The organism is Streptomyces sp. ISL-36 (genome assembly GCF_018614205.1).
In the GTDB taxonomy this organism is placed as follows: Bacteria; Actinomycetota; Actinomycetes; order Streptomycetales; family Streptomycetaceae; genus Streptomyces.
Map to the genome: position 1 here is coordinate 1 of NZ_JAGGOS010000083.1, position 17,695 is coordinate 17,695.

Sequence of the window (17,695 nt, forward strand, 5' to 3'; positions counted from 1 at the left end):
AGCGGGGCCTGCGGGCCGCGGTCGCGGCCCACAGCGAGAACGGGGTCCGCCGCCTCGGCGCCCAGGCGCTCACGGTCGGCGCGCTGCTGTCCGGCGCGGCGGGCGGCCCCGGCCGTGACGAGGAGGGGGCCCTCGCCCTCGACCTGCTCGTCGTCCTCGACGCGCCGCAGCTGGACGTCGAGAGCGCCGCGATGCTCGTGGAGTCCCTGCCCGACGGCTGCCGTCTGGTCCTCAGCGGTGACCCCGGTGTCCTGGGGTCCGCGGGCGCGGGCCGGGTGTTCGCCGATCTGCTGGCGGCCCGGGTGTGTCCGCAGATCGCGTCGCGCGTTCCCGACCCCGGTCCGATCGGCGAGCTCATCTCGGGGATCGGCATCGGTGAGCTGAACCAGGTCGAGGCCCCCGGCAAGGAGGTCGTGATCGTCCCGGTCCGGGACGCGGGCGAGGCCGTCCACCGCACGGTCCAGCTGGTGGCCGACTCCGTACCCCGGGCGATCGGTGTGCCCTCCGAGCGGACGCAGGTGATCACGGTCGGCCACGGCGGGTCGGCCGGCACCCGGGCGCTGAACGCGGCGCTGAAGCAGCGGCTCAACCCGGGCCCAGGCCGCTTCGGCGGCTTCGACCCGGGTGACCGGGTGGCGTACGTACCGGCGCCGGGGCGGACGCTGACCGGGACGGTCGTCTCGGCCGACGCCGAAGGGCTGCGGCTGGAGTGCGAGGGCGAGAAGCTCCTGGTGCCGAAGGAGCGGGTGGAGTCGGCGCTGCGGCACGGCTGGGCGCTCACCGCGCACCAGGCGGCCGGGATGCGCTGGCCCGCGGCGGTCGTCGTCCTGCCGGGCGACGCGGCCCAGGGGCTGAGCCGGGCCTGGGTCTACACGGCCTTCGGCCGCGGCGAGCGCCATCTCTCGGTCGTCCACGGCGTGGACGAGGCGCTGCCCCGGGCGGTGGCGGAGGGAGTCTCCCAGGACCGTACGACCCGGCTGCGGCCGCTCCTGGAGGCCCTGCTGGCCGCGGCGGAGGACTGAGGTCCGCGCGGCGGAAGTACGGCGGAGGGCGGGGCACCGTGTGTGGCGCCCCGCCCTCCGCCGTACGGTTTCCGGCCCGTATGCGTGGGCCGACGGTCAGGCTTCCTGTTCCTCCAGGTCGTCGTCGAGCTCGTCGTCGAAGACCGCGCTCACGTCGAACCGGCAGACGATCCGCTCGGGGTCGGCCTGCTCGAAGGGGGCGTTCAGCCACTCCCCCGGTTCCGGCAGGTCCTCGGCAGCGGAGACCCAGAGGGTGGAGTCGCCCTCCTCCAGACCGAACTCCTTGTGACGAGAGGCGATTTCATCCGGTTCGAACTCGCCGAAGAGCACACCGAGCGCCGCATGCGTGCTGACCCCGACCCTGGCGGCGGACTCCTCGCGCTCCTCGTCGTCCTCCAGGTCGGCGATGCGCTGGGCCTGGGCGAGCAGGCGCTCCGGATCCACCACGGCGTAGTCGCGACGGATCAGCACGCTCAGGGCGTGCGGCTCCTCGGGCCCGGCGTACGGCGGCAGGGAGTCGTCGGCGCCCGGGATCTCGAAGGGGGTGACCTCGTCGTACCGGTCGTAGAGCCGCTCGTCGTACGCCTCGGCCGCCGCGGCGAGGGCGTTGAAGGCTTCGTAGACGGCCGGGTCGTCATCCCCCGTGCGGCGTTCGACCGCCTCGAGGTGACGGTCCAGTGCGGCTTTGACCGCCTCGGCGGCGGCACGTACCTCGGCAGCGGTGGGCTGCGCAGCATCAGACATGGGACAGACGCTATCCGTACCGGGCCCGTGCCCGCACAATAGATGCGATGCCGGAATACGAATTTGTCGACGTGTACGTGCCGCGCGGCGTCTCCCGCAAGGAGGCGACGCGGCTCCTGACCGACCATGCCGAGTACGGACACTGGGAGTTGGACCGCCTGACCCTGCACCGGGACGGCAGCCGCAGAGTGCGACTGCGCAGGCGCATTATTCGTCAGGTCCGCGCCACCTGGTGACGGAGAAGGGGCCCCGCCGTGCGGGGCCCCTCCGTGTCGCGCCCGCGTCCTAGGCGGACTGGCGGGCGCGGCGGTAGAGCACGGAGCCGGCGAGCAGCAGGGCCGCGCCGGCCGGGACGATCACCCCGAGCGGGCCGGAGCCGGTCTCCGCGAGCTCCTCAGTGGCCCCCGGCTGCGCGATGGTGTGCGTGTCCGGAGTGTTCGGCCCGTGCGGGGAGGCGGGTCCGCCCGGGTTCTCCCCCTCGTTGCCCGGGTTGCCCGGTGTTTCCGGGTTTCCCGGATTTCCAGGGTTTCCGGGGTTGCCCGGGTTTCCGGGGTTGCCCGGGTTTCCGGGGTTGCCCGGGTTTCCTGGGTTGCCCGGGTTTCCGGGGTGAGTCGGCTCTCCCGGGTTGCCGGGGTGAGTCGGCTCGATGCCGTTGTCGCACTCGTTGCCGAACGCCGGGTTGATGGCGCCGACACCCGTGATGCTGTTCCCGCACACGTTCACGGGGACGTGGACCGGCGCCTGCACGTTGTTGCCGGAGCCGACACCGGGCGAGTTGCTCGTGGACCCCTCGGCCGAGGAGCCGCCGCCGCCGCCCCCCGGCTTGGAGACGTTGGCGCACTTGTTGCCGAACGCCGGGTTGATCAACCCGACGACGTTGACGGTGTTTCCGCAGACGTTCACCGGAACGTGCACCGGCGCCTGGACGGAATTGCCGGACGCGATGCCCGGGGAATTCGAGGTCGTACCGCTCGCGCCCGCTTCGGCGTGCGCGTATCCACCCCCGAGGGCGATCACGCCGCCCGCGGCCGCAATGGTGATCAGTCCCTTGCGTGTGACCTGTCGCATAGCTTGTCCTGCCTTCTCGGCTTCTGCCTTCTCGGCTTCAGAGGAGGGCCTCCGGGCACGGCGCCCGGGGCGGAAATGCCCGCCGGCCCCGGAGTGCATGGCACGCACTCCGGGGCCGGCCGGGGCTCAGACCCTCACGGGTCGAGACACAACTTCAGGCGTTGACGCAGGTGTTGCCGAAGGTGGGGTTCAGCAGCCCGACCACGTTGATCGTGTTGCCGCACACGTTCAGGGGGATGTGAACCGGCACCTGGATCACGTTGCCCGAGACCACGCCAGGGGCATTGACGGCAGCACCCTGGGCACCCGACGAAGCAACGGCCATGCCCGCACCCGCGAGAACGAGACCGCCGGTGGCAGCCGCAGCAGCGACGACCTTCTTGATCATTATTCCTCCTTGTTGGCAATGCGGTCCCAACCGCAGACCGCATCACCTGTAACGAGGGGGAAGTTATGGGGCTACGACCGTATGAGCGCATTCACTCTTTCCGGTCACATACGTACAGGCGGGCGATTATCGGATAGTGCGGAATCAGGACGCGTCGATGAACCGGTCGAGTACCCGGACGCCGAACTTCAGTCCGTCCACCGGCACCCGCTCGTCCACGCCGTGGAACATCCCGGCGAAGTCGAGCTCCGGAGGAAGCTGGAGCGGGGCGAAGCCGAAGCAGCGGATGCCGAGGTCGTCGAAGGACTTGGCGTCGGTACCGCCGGAGAGCATGTACGGCACGGCCCGGGCGATCGGGTCCTCCGCCTTGAGGGCCAGCTGCATGGCGTCGACGAGGTCACCGTCGAAGCTGGTCTCCAGGGCCTTGTCCCCGTGCACGTCCTCCCGCTTGACCCGCGGTCCTAGGATCCGGTCGAGGTCGGCCAGGAACTCCTCCTCGTAACCGGGCAGGAACCGTCCGTCGACGTGGGCGGTGGCCTGCCCGGGGATGACGTTGACCTTGTAACCGGCGCCGAGCATGGTCGGGGCGGCGGAGTTGCGGAGCGTGGCGCCCACCATCTTGGCGATGCCGCCCAGCTTGGCGAGCGTGGCCTCCATGTCCTCGGGATCGAGCGGGGTCCCGAGCGCGTCCGACAGCTCGTCCAGGAAGGACCGTACGGTCTTGGTGACCCTGACCGGCCACTGGTGGCGGCCCAGACGGCCGACGGCCTCGCAGAGCTCGGTGATGGCGTTGTCGTTGTTGGTCATGGAGCCGTGACCGGCCGTGCCCTCGACCGTCAGACGCATCCAGTGCATCCCCTTCTGGGCCGTCTCGACCAGATAGAGCCGCAGGTTCTCGTTGACGGTGAAGGAGAAGCCGCCGACCTCTCCGATGGCCTCCGTGACCCCGTCGAACAGGTCCCGGTGGTTGTCGACCAGGTGCCGGGCGCCGTAGGTGCCGCCCGCCTCCTCGTCGGCGAGGAACGCGAGGACGATGTCGCGCGGGGGCTTGCGGCCGCTGCGCATCCGGTCCCGTACGACCGCGAGGGTCATCGCGTCCATGTCCTTCATGTCGACGGCGCCCCGGCCCCAGACACAGCCGTCGGCGACCTCACCGGAGAAGGGGTGGTGGGTCCAGTCCTCGGCGTTGGTCGGCACGACGTCGGTGTGCCCGTGGATCAGCAGGGCCGGCCGCGAGGGGTCCTCGCCCTCGATGCGGGCGACGGTGGAGGCCCGCCCCTTGTGCGACTCGATGATCTTCGGCTCGAGACCGACCTCCGCGAGCTTCTCGGCGACGTACTCCGCCGCCGCGCGCTCGCCCGGGCCGGAGTGGTCGCCGTAGTTGCTGGTGTCGATGCGGATGAGGTCACGACAGAGGTCGACGACCTCGTCCTCGCCCGTGACGCTCCGTGCCGTGTTCGACTCGCTCACGCTGCTTCCTCCCACTACGTGCCCCACATGATTGCTGGTGGTCGCCCCCATCCTCCCGCGCCCGGCCCCGGGGCCCAAGGGCTCCCCTCGGCCGACATACGGCTGTCACACGGTTCCGGCCCCAGGGGGAGGGTGGTGATCGGCCACCTCGAATGTTTGCTATGGTTTTCCACGTCGGAACGGCCCAGCGGCCGGGAAGACAGACACCTTGTCCGGGTGGCGGAATGGCAGACGCGCTAGCTTGAGGTGCTAGTGCCCTTTATCGGGCGTGGGGGTTCAAGTCCCCCCTCGGACACCAGCGAAAGACCCCAGGTAACTGGGGTCTTTTTTGCATGGCGTGGACGCCGGAGGCCGGCGGGGAACCCCGTGCGGGGTTCTCGGCGCGGCGGCGGAGTAAGGGCGGCGGGGGCCCGCGGTGTGGGGGTGGGGGGCTCGTTACCGTAGGGACGGTGAGACGCAGAGCGAAGGTCCCGGCCGCTCCCTTGCCCCAGCGGGAGGGGGTGGATCCGGCGTGGGTGAGGTTGCCGGAGGATCCGGGGCGGGTGTGGGGGACCGTCGGGGATCATCTGCGGGCCCGGTTCGGGGGTGCCATCGGGGTCGGGCGGGTCGAGGAGATGCTGCGGGACGGCCGGTTCGTGGGGGTGGACGGGCCGGTGAGCGGGGGCGAGCCGTACGCCGCCGGGCTGCGGCTCTGGTTCCACCGGGACTTTCCGCCCGAGGAGCGGGTGCCCTTCGAGATCGGGATCGTGTACCGCGACGAGCGGATCGTGGTCGCCGACAAGCCGCACTTCCTGGCGACGATGCCGCGTGGTCGGCATGTGACCGAGACCGCGCTCGCCCGGCTGCGGCGGGAGCTGGGGACGGCCGAGCTGCAGCCCGCGCACCGGCTCGACCGGATGACGGCGGGGCTGGTGCTGTTCGTCGTGCGGCCGCAGGACCGTGGGGCGTACCAGACGCTGTTCCGGGACCGGCTGGTCGGCAAGGAGTACGAGGCGGTGGCGCCGTACGATCCGGGGCTCGCGCTGCCGGTGACCGTGCGGAGCCGGATCGTGAAGGAGCGCGGGGTGATGGCCGCCCGGGAGGAGCCGGGCGAGCCGAACAGCGAGAGCCGGATCGAGCTGGTCGAGCACCGGAACGGGTTCGGTCGGTACCGGCTGCTGCCGGCCACCGGGCAGACTCATCAGCTGCGGGTGCACATGAACGCCCTGGGGCTGCCGATCCTGAACGATCCGGTCTATCCCGTGGTCCGTGAGGACGGGCCGGAGGACTTCGGTCGTCCGCTGCAACTGCTGGCGCGGAGGCTGGAGTTCACCGACCCGCTCACGAGAACGCCGTTGCGGTTCGAGAGCCGGCTGCGCCTCAGTGGCCTCGGGTGATCCACTCCTGAAGGTGCGGCGCCTCCGCTCCGATGGTCGTGGAGTCGCCGTGCCCGGTGCGGACGACCGTCTCCGGTGGCAGGGTCAGGAGGCGGTCGCGGATCGAGTCGACGATCGTCGGGAAGTGGGAGAAGGACCGGCCCGTCGCGCCCGGGCCGCCCTGGAAGAGGGTGTCGCCGGTGAAGACCGTGCCCAGGTCGGGGGCGTACAGGCAGACCGCGCCGGGGGCGTGACCGGGGGTGTGCAGGACCTTGAGATCCGTTCCGGCGATGGTCAGGGTCTGGCCGTCGGTGAGCTCTCCGTCCGGGGTGTGGTCGGGGTGGGTCTGCTTCCAGAGCGGCTGGTCGTCGGCGTGGAGCAGGATGCGGGCGCCGGTGGCGGCGGCGAGGGCCGGGGCCGCGTCGATGTGGTCGTTGTGGGCGTGGGTGCAGACGATCGCGCGCAGGGTGCGGCCGTCGAGCGCGGCGAGGATGGCGGAGGCGTCGTGGGCGGCGTCGATGACGATCGCCTCCGAGTCGTCGCCCACGATCCAGACGTTGTTGTCGACGTCCCAGGTGCCGCCGTCGAGCGAGAAGGTGCCGGAGGTGACCAGGTGGTCGATGCGGGTGGCCATCAGAGGATCACCACCGAGCGCAGGACGTCGCCCTCGTGCATACGGGCGAAGGCCTTCTCGACGTCGCCGAGTCCGATGGTCTCGGTGACGAACGCTCCGAGGTCGATGCGGCCCTGCTGGTGCAGGTCGATGAGCATCGGGAAGTCCCGGGAGGGCAGACAGTCGCCGTACCAGGAGGATTTGAGCGCGCCGCCGCGGCCGAAGACGTCGAGGAGCGGGAGTTCGAGCTTCATCTCGGGGGTGGGGACACCGACGAGGACGACGGTGCCGGCGAGGTCGCGGGCGTAGAACGCCTGCTGGTACGTCTCCGGGCGGCCGACGGCCTCGATGACGACGTCGGCACCGAAGCCGCCGGTGAGCTCGCGGACGGCCTCGACGGGGTCGGCGGAGCGGGAGTTGACCGTGTGGGTGGCGCCCATCGCCCGGGCGGTCTCCAGCTTGCGGTCGTCGATGTCGACGGCGATGATCCGGGCGGCGCCCGCCAGGCGGGAGCCCACGATCGCCGCGTCGCCGACGCCGCCGCAGCCGATGACGGCGACGGTGTCGCCGCGGCCGACGTTACCGGTGTTGATCGCGGCGCCGATGCCGGCCATGACGCCGCAGCCGAGGAGTCCGGCGACCTCCGGGGCGACGGACGGGTCGACCTTGGTGCACTGGCCCGCGGCGACCAGGGTCTTCTCGGCGAAGGCGCCGATGCCGAGGGCCGGGGAGAGCTCCTGGCCGGTGGAGGCCAGCGTCATCTTCTGCTGTGCGTTGTGGGTGTCGAAGCAGTACCAGGGACGGCCGCGCAGGCAGGCCCGGCAGGTGCCGCAGACCGCACGCCAGTTGAGGATCACGAAGTCGCCGGGGGCGACATCGGTGACACCGGCGCCGACCGACTCGACGACGCCCGCCGCCTCGTGGCCGAGGAGGAAGGGGAAGTCGTCGTTGATCCCGCCCTGTTTGTAGTGGAGGTCGGTGTGGCAGACCCCGCACGCCTGGATCTTCACCACGGCCTCGCCCGGGCCCGGGTCGGGGATCACGATCGTCTCGACCCGTACGGGCTCGTTCCTGCCGGGGGCGATGACCCCCTGGACTTGCTGCGGCATGCTGACGCCCCTTCCTTGTAAGGCTCTTGAGTACCACTATCTCCTGACCATGAGCGAGACCCCCCGCAGATCACGCCTGCGGGGGGTCTCGGATCGAACCGGCTTACGGATGTCAGTCCTTGTGCGAGGCCTCGGTCGCGCGGACCCGCTTGCGGACCAGGAACCAGCCGGCCACCAGCATGACCGCGATGAGCGGGAGGCAGGCGACGGTGGTGCGGCCGATGCCGCCGTCCATCCACATGAGGACCACGACGGAGGCGAGGAAGCCGAGGGTCACGATCTGGGTGTACGGAGCCCAGGGCAGGTTGTACGAGGGACGGGTGACCCGGCCCTCCTTGGAGCGGCGGTAGAACAGCAGCGAGCAGACCATGATCATGGCCCAGGTGCCGAGGATGCCGATGGAGGCGAAGTTCAGCACCAGCTCGAAGGCCTCACCCGGCATGAGGAAGTTGAGCACGACGCCGAGGACGCCGAATCCGGCGGTGAGCAGGATGCCGCCGTAGGGGACGCCTCCCTTGTTCATGACGCCGGTGAACTTGGGCGCGGAGCCGGCCAGCGACATCGAGCGCAGGATGCGGCCGGTGGAGTACAGGCCGGAGTTCAGGCTGGAGAGCGCGGCCGTGAGGACGACCAGGTTCATGACGCCGGCGCCGCCCGGGATGCCGAGCTTGTCGAAGACGGTGACGAAGGGGCTCTGGTCGCCGGAGTAGGCGGTGTACGGCAGCAGCAAGGCGAGCAGGACCACCGAGCCGACGTAGAAGAGACCCACGCGCCACATGATCGAGTTGATCGCCTTCGGCATGATCTTCTCGGGGTTCTCGGTCTCACCGGCGGCGACGCCGCACAGCTCGACGGAGGCGTAGGCGAAGACGACGCCCTGGACGAGGAGCAGCATCGGCATGACGCCGCTGGGGAAGATGCCGCCGTTGTCGGTGATGGTGGCGAGGCCCGGGGTGTGGCCGCCGATCTCGTGCTCGGTGACGACGAGGAAGATGCCGATCAGCATGAAGGCGACGAGGGCGCCGACCTTGATGATCGCGAACCAGAACTCCATCTCGCCGAAGTACTTCACCGAGATGAGGTTGGCGGCGAGGACGACCGCGAGGGCGATCAGCGCCAGGATCCACTGCGGGACGTCGCTGAACATGGCCCAGAAGTGGGCGTAGGTGGCGGCCGCGGTGATGTCGGCGATGGCGGTGGTCGACCAGTTGAGGAAGTAGAGCCAGCCGGCCGTGTAGGCGCCCTTCTCGCCCATGAACTCACGGGCGTACGAGACGAAGGCGCCGGAGGACGGGCGGTACAGGACCAGCTCGCCCAGGGCCCGGACCACGAAGAAGGCGAAGACGCCGCAGACCGCGTAGGCGATGAAGAGGGACGGTCCGGCGTTGGCCATGCGGCCACCGGCGCCGAGGAAGAGGCCGGTGCCGATCGCGCCACCGATGGCGATCATGTTGATGTGCCGGGACTTCAGGTCCTTGCGGTACCCGGCGTCACCGGCGTCGACGTGGGGGGTGTCGGACGCCACGGACGCCGGGGGCGTGGCGGACAGCGTGTCGGCCGCAGGGGAGGTGCGGTCACTCATGGAGTTGTTCGCCTTCGTGAGGGGGGAGGGTCTGTGCGGTACCCGGCCGCGCGCGTGGAGGTCTTCCACAGCACGGCCGTCGCACATCCTCACGGCAAGGTGGGGTTCCAAGCTGTGGCCAATGTCACTGAACGCCCTTATTTGAGCTAATTCTGAGCTTACGCAAGGGTGAACAGGGACTTACGGCGCGAGGACGTCCAGCTCCTTGAGGGCGCCGACCGCGATCTGGCGGGTCAGCTCCTCGGCGCGTACCGCGTCCTTCTCCCGTACCGCCTCGGCGACCTGCACATGGAGGGTGACGGCGGCCGGGTCGGGATCCTCGAACATCACCTGGTGGTGCGTACGGCCCGTGAGCACCTCCGCGACCACGTCGCCGAGGCGGGCGAACATCTCGTTCCCCGAGGCGTTGAGGACGACCCGGTGGAAGGCGATGTCGTGGACGAGGTACGCCTCCAGCTGCCGGCCGCGCGAGGTGGCGACCATGCCGAGGGCCTGCTCGGTCAGCTCGCGGCACTGCTCGGGGGTGGCGTGGACGGCGGCGAGACCGGCCGCGACCGGCTCGACCGCGGAGCGCAGCACCGTCAGCGAGCGCAGCTGACGGGGGCGGTCGGCGCCGGCCAGGCGCCAGCGGATGACCTGGGGGTCGTACACGTTCCACCGCTCCGTCGGCAGCACGATCACGCCGACCCGGCGGCGGGACTCGACCAGGTGCATGGACTCCAGGACGCGGACGACCTCGCGGACGACCGTCCGGGAGACGTCGAAGCGCTGGGACAGCTCGTCCGTGCGGAGCACGCTGCCGGGTGGGTACTCCCCCGCGGTGATCGCGAGACCCAGGGTGGCGAGGACGTGCGGATGGAGCCCCTGGGCCGGTGTCGTCATGGGGCTCAGCCTATGTGGGAGCGGAGATCGGGAACAAAAAGTATGACTTTTATGTCACAGGCTCTTGAATACGTCGTACCCAATGGGTTTCATGAGCGCGACGGAATCGATGTCGAAGAAGACAGCGAGGCACCACCCATGAGCACCACCCCCCGGACGGCACCCCAGGTCGTCGTCGTGATGGGCGTCGCCGGCACCGGCAAGACGACCATCGGTCCGCTGGTCGCCGAGGCCCTCGGCGTCCCGTACGCCGAGGGCGACGACTTCCATCCGGCGGCGAACGTCGCCAAGATGTCGGCCGGCATCCCGCTGGACGACGCCGACCGCGGGCCCTGGCTCGACGCGATCGGGCGCTGGGCGCACGGCCGGGCCGGACTCGGCGGTGTGGTGAGCAGCTCCGCGCTGAAGCGGATCTACCGGGACCGGCTGCGGGCCGCCGCCCCGGGCGTGGTCTTCCTCCATCTGACCGGCGACCGCGAGCTGATCGAGAGGCGCATGGCCGAGCGCAAGGGGCACTTCATGCCGACCGCGCTGCTCGATTCGCAGTTCGCCACCCTGCAGCCTCTGCAGGACGACGAGGCCGGCGTCGCCGTCGATGTCTCCGGCACCCCCGAGGAGATCGCCGAACGGGCCGCCGCCGCGCTGCGCCGGCTCACCGGCTGATCTCCGTACCGCTCGACCGCCGTACCGCTCGACCGCCGTACCGCTGATCTTCGTACCGCTCGACCGCCGTACCGCTGATCTTCGTACCGCTGATCTTCGTACCGGCGGCTGATCTCCGTACCGGCGGCTGATCTCCGTACCGCTGATCTCTCCACCCGGGGACTCCCCGGTACTGCTTCTCCCCCTGCCCCCACCCGTCCCTTAAGGAACCACCGTGACCAGTCTCAGCGCCGAGATGCTGGCAGCGGACGCCGTCGAGCCGATCACCTCGGCCGGCAACGCCCAGCTCGGCATCGCCGTGCTCGCGGGCATCGCCGTCATCGTCCTGCTCATCACCAAGTTCAAGCTGCACGCCTTCCTGGCGCTGACCATCGGGTCGCTCGCCCTGGGCGCGTTCGCCGGGGCGCCGCTCGCGGCGACCATCGACTCGTTCACCACCGGCCTCGGCAAGACCGTCGCCGGTGTGGGTGTGCTGATCGCGCTCGGCGCGATCCTCGGCAAGCTGCTCGCCGACTCCGGCGGCGCGGACCAGATCGTGGACACGATCCTCGCCAAGGCGAGCGGCCGGTCCATGCCCTGGGCCATGGTGCTGATCGCCTCCGTCATCGGCCTGCCGCTCTTCTTCGAGGTCGGCATCGTGCTGCTGATCCCGGTGGTCCTCCTGGTGGCCAAGCGCGGCAACTACTCGCTGATGCGGATCGGCATCCCCGCGCTCGCCGGCCTGTCGGTGATGCACGGGCTGATCCCGCCGCACCCCGGCCCGCTGGTCGCCATCGACGCGCTCGGCGCCAACCTCGGCGTCACGCTCGCGCTGGGTGTCCTCGTCGCCATCCCGACCGTGATCATCGCCGGTCCGCTGTTCTCCCGGTACGCCGCCCGCTGGGTGGACATCCCCGCCCCCGAGAACATGATCCCGGCGCGCCCCTCGGAGGACCTGGACAAGCGCCCCGGCTTCGTCGCGACCGTCTCCACCGTGCTGCTGCCGGTCGTTTTGATGCTGGTCAAGGCGCTGGTCGACATCGTCGTGGACAACCCGGACAACGGTCTGCAGAAGGTCACCGACGTCATAGGCTCACCGCTGATCGCGCTACTCGCGGCCGTGATCGTCGGTCTGTTCACGCTGGGCCGCGCGGCCGGCTTCACCAAGCAGCGTCTCTCCTCGACCGTCGAGAAGTCCCTGGCCCCGATCGCGGGCGTGCTGATGATCGTCGGTGCGGGCGGCGGCTTCAAGCAGACGCTGATCGATGTCGGCGTGGGCCAGATGATCCTGGACTTCTCCAAGAACTGGTCGATCCCGGCTCTGCTGCTCGCCTGGCTCATCGCGGTGGCCATCCGGCTCGCGACGGGTTCGGCGACGGTGGCGACGATCTCGGCCGCCGGTCTGGTCGCCCCGCTCGCCGAGGGCATGGGCACGAGCGAGACGGCTCTGCTGGTGCTGGCGATCGGCGCCGGATCACTCTTCTTCAGCCATGTGAACGACGCCGGGTTCTGGCTGGTCAAGGAGTACTTCGGGATGAACGTCGGCCAGACGATCAAGACCTGGTCGGTGATGGAGACGATCATCTCGGTCGTCGGGATCGTCTTCGTCCTGCTGCTGTCCCTGGTGTTGTAGCCCGCACGGGATATCCGCGGCGAGGGCCGGTCGTGGCTGACAGACTGTCGGTCATGACCGGCCCTCACGCGCTCAAGCCGTTTCTGCTCGCTTTCCCCGGACCGCTGCGCGACCAGCTCGTCGCCGCCGTGCTGTCCGGCGAGAAGACCTCCACGACCGGACTGCTCGCCGAGTGGGAGGTGGAGCGGGAGGAGCTGCCCGAGGTGGGCGAGCGCTCGGCGCTCATCGACTCCGACGGGCGCGAGGTCGCCGTCGTCGAGACGACGGAGGTACGGGTCCTGCCGCTCGGCGACGTCGACCTCCGGCACGCGCTCGACGAGGGCGAGGGATACACCTCGGTCGCCCAGTGGCGGGCGACCCACGAGCGCTTCTGGCACAGCGAGGAGATGCGGGAGGGGCTTGGCGACCCGCACTTCACGGTCGACGACTCGACCGTGGTGGTGGCGGAGCGCTTCCGGGTGGTGGAAGTGCTGCCGGCTCCCTGAGAGGGAGGACGGACGACGGGTCGTCAGGACACCGCCTGCGCCGCGGCCCGGCCCGCCGCAGACGGGTCGTCAGGACACCGCCTGCGCCGCCGCCCGGCCCGCCGCGCGGCCCGAGAAGATGCAGCCGCCGAGGAAGGTGCCCTCCAGGGACCGGTAGCCGTGGACCCCGCCGCCGCCGAAGCCGGCCGCCTCGCCCGCCGCGTACACCCCGGGCAGCGGCTCCCCGGCCTCGGTCAGGACGCGGGAGGACAGGTCCGTCTCCAGGCCGCCGAGCGATTTCCGCGTGAGGATGTTGAGGCGTACGGCGATCAGCGGGCCGGCCTTGGGGTCCAGGATCCGGTGCGGGGCCGCCGTACGGATCAGCTTGTCGCCCAGGTAGGTGCGGGCGCCTCGGATCGCGGTGATCTGGAGGTCCTTGGTGAAGGGGTTCGCGATCTCGCGGTCCCGGGCGGTGATCTCGCGGCGCAGTCCGGCCTCGTCGAGAAGCGGCTCGTCGGTCAGTGCGTTCATGCCCCGGACCAGTGCGGAGAGGTCCTTCTCGACGACGAAGTCCACGCCCTTGTCCATGAACGCCTTCACCGGGCCCGGCACGTCCGCCCTGGCCCGGCCGATGACGTCCCGGATCGACTTGCCGGTCAGGTCGGGGTTCTGTTCCGAGCCGGAGAGCGCGAACTCCTTGCCGATGATCCGCTGGTCGAGCACGAACCAGGTGTGGTCGTAGCCGGTCCGCATGATGTGTTCGAGGGTGCCGAGGGTGTCGAAGCCGGGGAAGAGCGGGACGGGCAGCCGCCGGCCGCGGGCATCCAGCCAGAGCGAGGACGGGCCGGGCAGGATGCGGATGCCGTGCCGGGCCCAGATCGGGTTCCAGTTCTCGATGCCCTCGGTGTAGTGCCACATCCGGTCGCGGTTGATGTGGCGCGCGCCGGCCGCCTCCGCGATGCCGAGCATGAGTCCGTCGACATGGGCGGGCACACCGGAGAGCATCTTCGTCGGCGGGGTGCCGAGCCGGTCCGGCCACTGCGCGCGGACGAGATCGTGATTTCCGCCGATCCCGCCCGAGGTGACGATCACGGCCTGGGCGCGGTAGGCGAAGGCGCCGGTCACCTCGCGGCTGCTCGCGGTGCCGCGTTCGGCGGTCGAGGGTTCCAGGATCTCGCCGCTGACGGTGTCGACGGCGCCGGCGGTACGGCCGAGGGCGGTCACCCGGTGCCGGAAGCGCAGCTGGACCCGGCCGGCGGCGACGCCCTCGCGGACCCGGCGTTCGAAGGGGGCGACGATGCCGGGGCCGGTGCCCCAGGTGATGTGGAAGCGGGGCACGGAGTTGCCGTGCCCGTTCGCGTCGTACCCGCCGCGCTCGGCCCAGCCGACCACGGGGAAGAACCGGACGCCGCGCGCGTGCAGCCAGGAGCGCTTCTCGCCGGCCGCGAAGTCGACGTACGCCTCCGCCCAGCGCCGCGGCCAGCGGTCCTCCTCCTCGCGGTCGAATCCCGCCGTGCCGAGCCAGTCCTGCAGGGCGAGGGCGTGACTGTCCTTGATCCGCATCCGGCGCTGCTCGGGCGAGTCGACGAGGAAGAGCCCGCCGAAGGACCAGTGCGCCTGGCCTCCGAGGGACTGCTCGGGCTCCTGGTCGAGCAGGATCACGCTCCGTCCGGCGTCGACCAGCTCGGCGGTGGCCACGAGCCCGGCGAGGCCGGCTCCGATCACGATCACATCAGCGTCGTACGACATGACCGAATCTTGGATACACCGATGTATCCAGTCAACCGTTCGGGACGGTCGGGACCCTCGCGCTTTCTAATGTCGAGCATTAACATGGGCGCCCGTGGCGAGGACATCGGGACCCGAGACCCGGGAGAAGCTGATCCGTGCGGCGGAGGAGATCTTCGCCGCCCAGGGCGTCCACGGCGCCCAGTTGCGCGACATCGTCGCGCTGGCGGGCCAGAGCAACCCGTCGGCCGTCCAGTACCACTTCGGATCGCGCGCGGGGCTCCTCGACGCCGTGATGGCCGGCCGCCAACGCCGTACGGAGAAGGTCCTGGCCCCTCTCCTCGCGGCCGCCCCGGACGAGGTGCGGGAGCTGCTCGCCGCCCTGATCACCGCGGAGGCGAGCGAGCTGCGCACCGAGCGCGGCCGGCGCTGTCTGCGGATCTCCGCCCAGCTCAGCCATGAGAGCGGAGTCCGCGCCCGCACCCCGCATCCGGCGCTCGACGGCACCGTCCACTGGCGGCTGATCGAACGGGTCGAGACCTGCCTGGCCGAGCTGCCCGATCCCTTGCCCGAGCCGCTGCGGCTCGAACGCCTCGACCTGGCGCTCACCGTCGTCGGCGCGGCGATGGCCGATCGGGCCCGGCAGTACCTCGACGGCACCGAACCGCTCACGAGCGAGGCGCTCTTCCTCGCCGACCTTGTCGAGACCACCACGGCGCTGCTCCTGGCCGCGCGGCCGCAGAGCGGCCCCGGACCCCGAAGGGACCCCGCATGAACGACCTCACCGGCAGGACCGTCCTGGTCACCGGAGGCGCCCGTGGCCTGGGCGCCGAGACCGCCCGGCAGGCCGTCGCCGCCGGCGCGAACGTCGTGATCACCGACGTACTGGACGAGGAGGGCGGGACGACCGCCGCCGAACTGGGTGAGCGGGCGCGCTTCCGCCACCACGACGTGACCTCCGAGGAGGAGTGGGCCGCCGCCGTCGCCTTCGCGGTCGCCGAGTTCGGGGGGCTGCACGGTCTGGTGAACAACGCCGGGATCGCCACCGGCGCCTTTCTGGAGACCGAGTCCGTCGACCACTTCCGCAAGGTCCTCGACATCAACCTCACCGGCGTCTTCATCGGCATGAGGACCGCGATCCCGGCGATGAAGGAGGCCGGCGGCGGCTCGATCGTCAACATCTCCTCGGCGGCGGGCCTGATGGGTCTGGCGCTGACGGCGGGCTACGGCGCCTCCAAGTGGGGTGTGCGCGGCCTGACGAAGATCGGCGCGGTGGAGCTCGGCACGGCGGGTATCCGCGTCAACTCGGTCCACCCGGGCATGACGTACACCCCGATGACGGCGGCCGTGGGCATCGAGCGCGGCGAGGGGAAGTACCCGAACACCCCGATGGGGCGGGTCGGCGAGGCGTCCGAGACGGCGGGCGCGGTCGTCTTCCTGCTGTCGGACGCGGCGTCCTGCGTGACGGGCGCCGAGCTGGCCGTGGACGGCGGCTGGACGACCGGTCCGACGGTGAAGTACGTCATGGGGCAGTGAGTTCCGTGGACCGTGGGGCGGCGAGCGCCGGGGGCCGGTGATTTCATGGCGGGATGACCGACCCCGCCGAAGAGATCCTGGACGTCGTCGACGAGAACGACGAGGTGATCGGACGGGCCCCGCGCGCCGAGGTGTACGCACGGGGCTTGATCCATCGCTGCACCTTCGTCCTCGTCAGGGACGCCGAGGACCGGATCTTCGTCCACCGCCGCACCCCCACGAAGCTGCTCTTTCCTTCCCTGTACGACATGTTCGTCGGCGGTGTCGTCGGCGCCGGCGAGTCGTACGACGAGGCAGCGCTGCGCGAGGCCGAGGAGGAGCTGGGCGTGAGCGGCCTGCCCGCGCCCGAGCCGCTCTTCCGCTTCCTGCACGACTCCGGGGGCGTCGCGGGGAAGTGGTGGTCCGCCGTCTACCAGGTGCGCTGCCTCCTGCCGGTGGAGCCGCAGGTGGAGGAGGTCGCCTGGCACGCCTTCCTGCCCGAGGAGGAGCTGGCGGCACGGCTCGGCGAGTGGGCGTGGGTGCCGGACGGTCTCGACGCGTACCGGCGGCTGAGGGAGCACCGGGCGGGCAGATCACCCGGCGGATAGGGTGCCCGGGTGAGCGACTTCGTACAGAGCCTGAGGTTGTGGTTCGCGCCTCAGCGGATCCGGGACGAGGGCGAGACGCCCGACTATCGCTTCTCGCTGGCCAACGAGCGTACGTTCCTCGCCTGGATCCGGACCGCGCTCGCCCTCGTCGGTGGCGGTTTCGCCGTCGACCAGTTCCTGCCGGATCTGCGCTGGGGGGTACGGGTCGGGCTTGCGCTGGCCCTGCTCGGCGCGGGTGTGCTGTGCGCCCTGCGCGCGGTGAACCACTGGGTGCGGTGCGAGCGGGCGATGCGGCGCGGGCAGGATCTGCCCGTCTCGCGTTTTCCGACGGTGCTGAGCCTCGCCGTGGCGGTGGTGGCGCTGGCGATGGTGGTGGTCGTGGTCTTCGGCTGGGCCGGAAGGTGACGTCGTCCCGGGACCCGGGGCTGCAGCCGGAGCGGACGCGGCTCGCGTGGCGGCGTACGACGCTGACCTGCACGGTCGTGGCGGTACTCGCCGGCAAGCAGGCGATCCACGACGACATCACGGCGGCGGGGGTGGCGGGCGCCTCGGCCTCGGCGCTGGTCTGGGTGGGGTTTCTGGCCGTCGGCCACCGGCGGATCCAGGCCTTGGAGGCGGCCCGGCCGCAGGCGCTCTCGCACCGGGGCGCGCTGCTGGTGGCGGCCTGCACGATCGCGCTGGCGGCGTTCGCCGTCGCGGTGATGCTCTGATCCCGACGGGACGACGGTACTGACGGGACGGCGGGGCTGACGGCGGGGCGACGTGGCTGACGGGACGGCGGAGCTGACGGAACGACGGGGCTGACGGGGCGCGCCCGACGGGACGACCGGCCGGACCGCTGACCGGCGCTGACGGGGCGGCGGGCCGCGACG

At 70.9% G+C, this 17,695-nt stretch carries 19 protein-coding genes, 1 tRNA gene and 1 pseudogene; 12 read left to right on the forward strand and 9 right to left on the reverse strand.

From position 1 onward, the window contains the following. A pseudogene (locus J7E93_RS21480) lies at positions 1–1,022 on the forward strand (DNA helicase RecD); the annotation flags it as partial. Between the two features lie 96 nt (positions 1,023–1,118). On the opposite strand, the gene J7E93_RS21485 reads toward J7E93_RS21480, so the two are convergent. Continuing rightward, positions 1,119–1,766 (reverse strand): hypothetical protein, encoded by a 648-nt coding sequence (locus J7E93_RS21485; RefSeq protein ID WP_215071555.1) that lies wholly within the window; start codon positions 1,764–1,766, stop codon positions 1,119–1,121. A 47-nt stretch (positions 1,767–1,813) separates the two neighbouring features. On the opposite strand from J7E93_RS21485, the gene J7E93_RS21490 reads away from it, so the two are divergent. Further along, positions 1,814–2,002, forward strand: a complete 189-nt coding sequence (locus J7E93_RS21490) for a DUF5703 family protein (protein ID WP_100106356.1) — start codon at positions 1,814–1,816, stop codon at positions 2,000–2,002. Between the two features lie 49 nt (positions 2,003–2,051). Here the strand turns inward: J7E93_RS21490 and J7E93_RS21495 are convergent, their stop codons facing one another. The 3 genes from J7E93_RS21495 to J7E93_RS21505 form a co-directional block, all read right to left on the reverse strand. Then, positions 2,052–2,834: a chaplin gene (locus J7E93_RS21495; protein ID WP_215071556.1), complete on the reverse strand. Its 783-nt coding sequence runs from the start codon at positions 2,832–2,834 to the stop codon at positions 2,052–2,054. Positions 2,835–2,988: 154 nt separating this feature from the next. Continuing rightward, positions 2,989–3,222 (reverse strand): chaplin, encoded by a 234-nt coding sequence (locus J7E93_RS21500; RefSeq protein ID WP_215071557.1) that lies wholly within the window; start codon positions 3,220–3,222, stop codon positions 2,989–2,991. A 144-nt stretch (positions 3,223–3,366) separates the two neighbouring features. Beyond that, a complete protein-coding gene (locus J7E93_RS21505) occupies positions 3,367–4,692 on the reverse strand; it encodes a M20/M25/M40 family metallo-hydrolase (RefSeq protein ID WP_215071558.1) in 1,326 nt (441 codons plus the stop codon). 210 nt (positions 4,693–4,902) lie between these two features. Between J7E93_RS21505 and J7E93_RS21510 the strand changes: the two genes are divergently transcribed. Both J7E93_RS21510 and J7E93_RS21515 read left to right on the forward strand, forming a co-directional pair. After that, a tRNA-Leu gene (locus J7E93_RS21510) sits at positions 4,903–4,990 on the forward strand. A gap of 151 nt (positions 4,991–5,141) precedes the next feature. Next, on the forward strand, positions 5,142–6,068 hold the full coding sequence (locus J7E93_RS21515; protein WP_215071559.1) for a pseudouridine synthase: 927 nt from the start codon (positions 5,142–5,144) through the stop codon (positions 6,066–6,068). On the opposite strand, the gene J7E93_RS21520 is transcribed toward J7E93_RS21515, so the two are convergent. The 4 genes from J7E93_RS21520 to J7E93_RS21535 form a co-directional block, all read right to left on the reverse strand. Next, a complete protein-coding gene (locus J7E93_RS21520) occupies positions 6,052–6,681 on the reverse strand; it encodes an MBL fold metallo-hydrolase (protein ID WP_215071560.1) in 630 nt (209 codons plus the stop codon). The two genes, J7E93_RS21515 and J7E93_RS21520, sit on opposite strands and share 17 nt — an antisense overlap. Next, the gene (locus J7E93_RS21525) at positions 6,681–7,769 is read right to left on the reverse strand and encodes an S-(hydroxymethyl)mycothiol dehydrogenase (RefSeq protein WP_215071561.1); all 1,089 of its coding nucleotides are present in this window, start codon (positions 7,767–7,769) and stop codon (positions 6,681–6,683) included. Before J7E93_RS21525 ends, J7E93_RS21520 begins: the two co-directional genes overlap by 1 nt. Before the next feature lie 112 nt (positions 7,770–7,881). Further along, positions 7,882–9,351, reverse strand: a complete 1,470-nt coding sequence (locus J7E93_RS21530; protein ID WP_215071562.1) for an amino acid permease — start codon at positions 9,349–9,351, stop codon at positions 7,882–7,884. A gap of 180 nt (positions 9,352–9,531) precedes the next feature. Further along, the gene (locus J7E93_RS21535) at positions 9,532–10,233 is read right to left on the reverse strand and encodes a FadR/GntR family transcriptional regulator (protein WP_215071563.1); all 702 of its coding nucleotides are present in this window, start codon (positions 10,231–10,233) and stop codon (positions 9,532–9,534) included. Between the two features lie 138 nt (positions 10,234–10,371). Here J7E93_RS21535 and J7E93_RS21540 point away from each other — a divergent pair, with 138 nt between their 5' ends. From J7E93_RS21540 to J7E93_RS21550, 3 genes are all read left to right on the forward strand, one after another. Then, complete coding sequence (locus tag J7E93_RS21540; protein WP_215071564.1) at positions 10,372–10,896, forward strand: gluconokinase; 525 nt, start codon at positions 10,372–10,374, stop codon at positions 10,894–10,896. A gap of 214 nt (positions 10,897–11,110) precedes the next feature. Further along, positions 11,111–12,508 carry a GntP family permease gene (locus tag J7E93_RS21545; protein WP_215071565.1) on the forward strand — a complete coding sequence of 466 codons (1,398 nt, stop codon included), beginning with the start codon at positions 11,111–11,113 and terminating at the stop codon, positions 12,506–12,508. Positions 12,509–12,561: 53 nt separating this feature from the next. Further along, entirely contained in the window at positions 12,562–12,993 is a 432-nt protein-coding gene (locus J7E93_RS21550) for an ASCH domain-containing protein (RefSeq protein WP_215071566.1), read from the forward strand. 69 nt (positions 12,994–13,062) lie between these two features. Here the strand turns inward: J7E93_RS21550 and J7E93_RS21555 are convergent, their stop codons facing one another. Further along, positions 13,063–14,721, reverse strand: a complete 1,659-nt coding sequence (locus J7E93_RS21555) for an FAD-binding dehydrogenase (RefSeq protein ID WP_215071567.1) — start codon at positions 14,719–14,721, stop codon at positions 13,063–13,065. Positions 14,722–14,815: 94 nt separating this feature from the next. Here J7E93_RS21555 and J7E93_RS21560 point away from each other — a divergent pair, with 94 nt between their 5' ends. Genes J7E93_RS21560 through J7E93_RS21580 form a run of 5 tightly spaced genes read left to right on the forward strand, consistent with a single transcriptional unit; the run spans position 14,816 to position 17,533 of the window. Continuing rightward, positions 14,816–15,475 carry a TetR family transcriptional regulator gene (locus J7E93_RS21560; protein WP_215071568.1) on the forward strand — a complete coding sequence of 220 codons (660 nt, stop codon included), beginning with the start codon at positions 14,816–14,818 and terminating at the stop codon, positions 15,473–15,475. Continuing rightward, entirely contained in the window at positions 15,472–16,236 is a 765-nt protein-coding gene (locus J7E93_RS21565; protein ID WP_215071569.1) for a glucose 1-dehydrogenase, read from the forward strand. Before J7E93_RS21560 ends, J7E93_RS21565 begins: the two co-directional genes overlap by 4 nt. A 53-nt stretch (positions 16,237–16,289) precedes the next feature. Then, positions 16,290–16,823 carry an NUDIX domain-containing protein gene (locus J7E93_RS21570; RefSeq protein WP_215071570.1) on the forward strand — a complete coding sequence of 178 codons (534 nt, stop codon included), beginning with the start codon at positions 16,290–16,292 and terminating at the stop codon, positions 16,821–16,823. A 9-nt stretch (positions 16,824–16,832) separates the two neighbouring features. Further along, a complete protein-coding gene (locus J7E93_RS21575; RefSeq protein ID WP_215071571.1) occupies positions 16,833–17,228 on the forward strand; it encodes a DUF202 domain-containing protein in 396 nt (131 codons plus the stop codon). Beyond that, complete coding sequence (locus tag J7E93_RS21580; RefSeq protein WP_215071572.1) at positions 17,225–17,533, forward strand: DUF202 domain-containing protein; 309 nt, start codon at positions 17,225–17,227, stop codon at positions 17,531–17,533. Before J7E93_RS21575 ends, J7E93_RS21580 begins: the two co-directional genes overlap by 4 nt. The last annotated feature ends 162 nt before the right edge of the window (positions 17,534–17,695 follow it).

Coding starts and splice junctions, on each gene's coding strand:
- J7E93_RS21485 (WP_215071555.1), bottom strand. CDS start 1,766: ATGTCTGATGCTGCGCAGCCCACCGCTGCCGAGGTACGTGCCGCCGCC.
- J7E93_RS21490 (WP_100106356.1), top strand. CDS start 1,814: ATGCCGGAATACGAATTTGTCGACGTGTACGTGCCGCGCGGCGTCTCC.
- J7E93_RS21495 (WP_215071556.1), bottom strand. CDS start 2,834: ATGCGACAGGTCACACGCAAGGGACTGATCACCATTGCGGCCGCGGGC.
- J7E93_RS21500 (WP_215071557.1), bottom strand. CDS start 3,222: ATGATCAAGAAGGTCGTCGCTGCTGCGGCTGCCACCGGCGGTCTCGTT.
- J7E93_RS21520 (WP_215071560.1), bottom strand. CDS start 6,681: ATGGCCACCCGCATCGACCACCTGGTCACCTCCGGCACCTTCTCGCTC.
- J7E93_RS21525 (WP_215071561.1), bottom strand. CDS start 7,769: ATGCCGCAGCAAGTCCAGGGGGTCATCGCCCCCGGCAGGAACGAGCCC.
- J7E93_RS21530 (WP_215071562.1), bottom strand. CDS start 9,351: ATGAGTGACCGCACCTCCCCTGCGGCCGACACGCTGTCCGCCACGCCC.
- J7E93_RS21535 (WP_215071563.1), bottom strand. CDS start 10,233: ATGACGACACCGGCCCAGGGGCTCCATCCGCACGTCCTCGCCACCCTG.
- J7E93_RS21540 (WP_215071564.1), top strand. CDS start 10,372: ATGAGCACCACCCCCCGGACGGCACCCCAGGTCGTCGTCGTGATGGGC.
- J7E93_RS21550 (WP_215071566.1), top strand. CDS start 12,562: ATGACCGGCCCTCACGCGCTCAAGCCGTTTCTGCTCGCTTTCCCCGGA.
- J7E93_RS21555 (WP_215071567.1), bottom strand. CDS start 14,721: ATGTCGTACGACGCTGATGTGATCGTGATCGGAGCCGGCCTCGCCGGG.
- J7E93_RS21565 (WP_215071569.1), top strand. CDS start 15,472: ATGAACGACCTCACCGGCAGGACCGTCCTGGTCACCGGAGGCGCCCGT.
- J7E93_RS21570 (WP_215071570.1), top strand. CDS start 16,290: ATGACCGACCCCGCCGAAGAGATCCTGGACGTCGTCGACGAGAACGAC.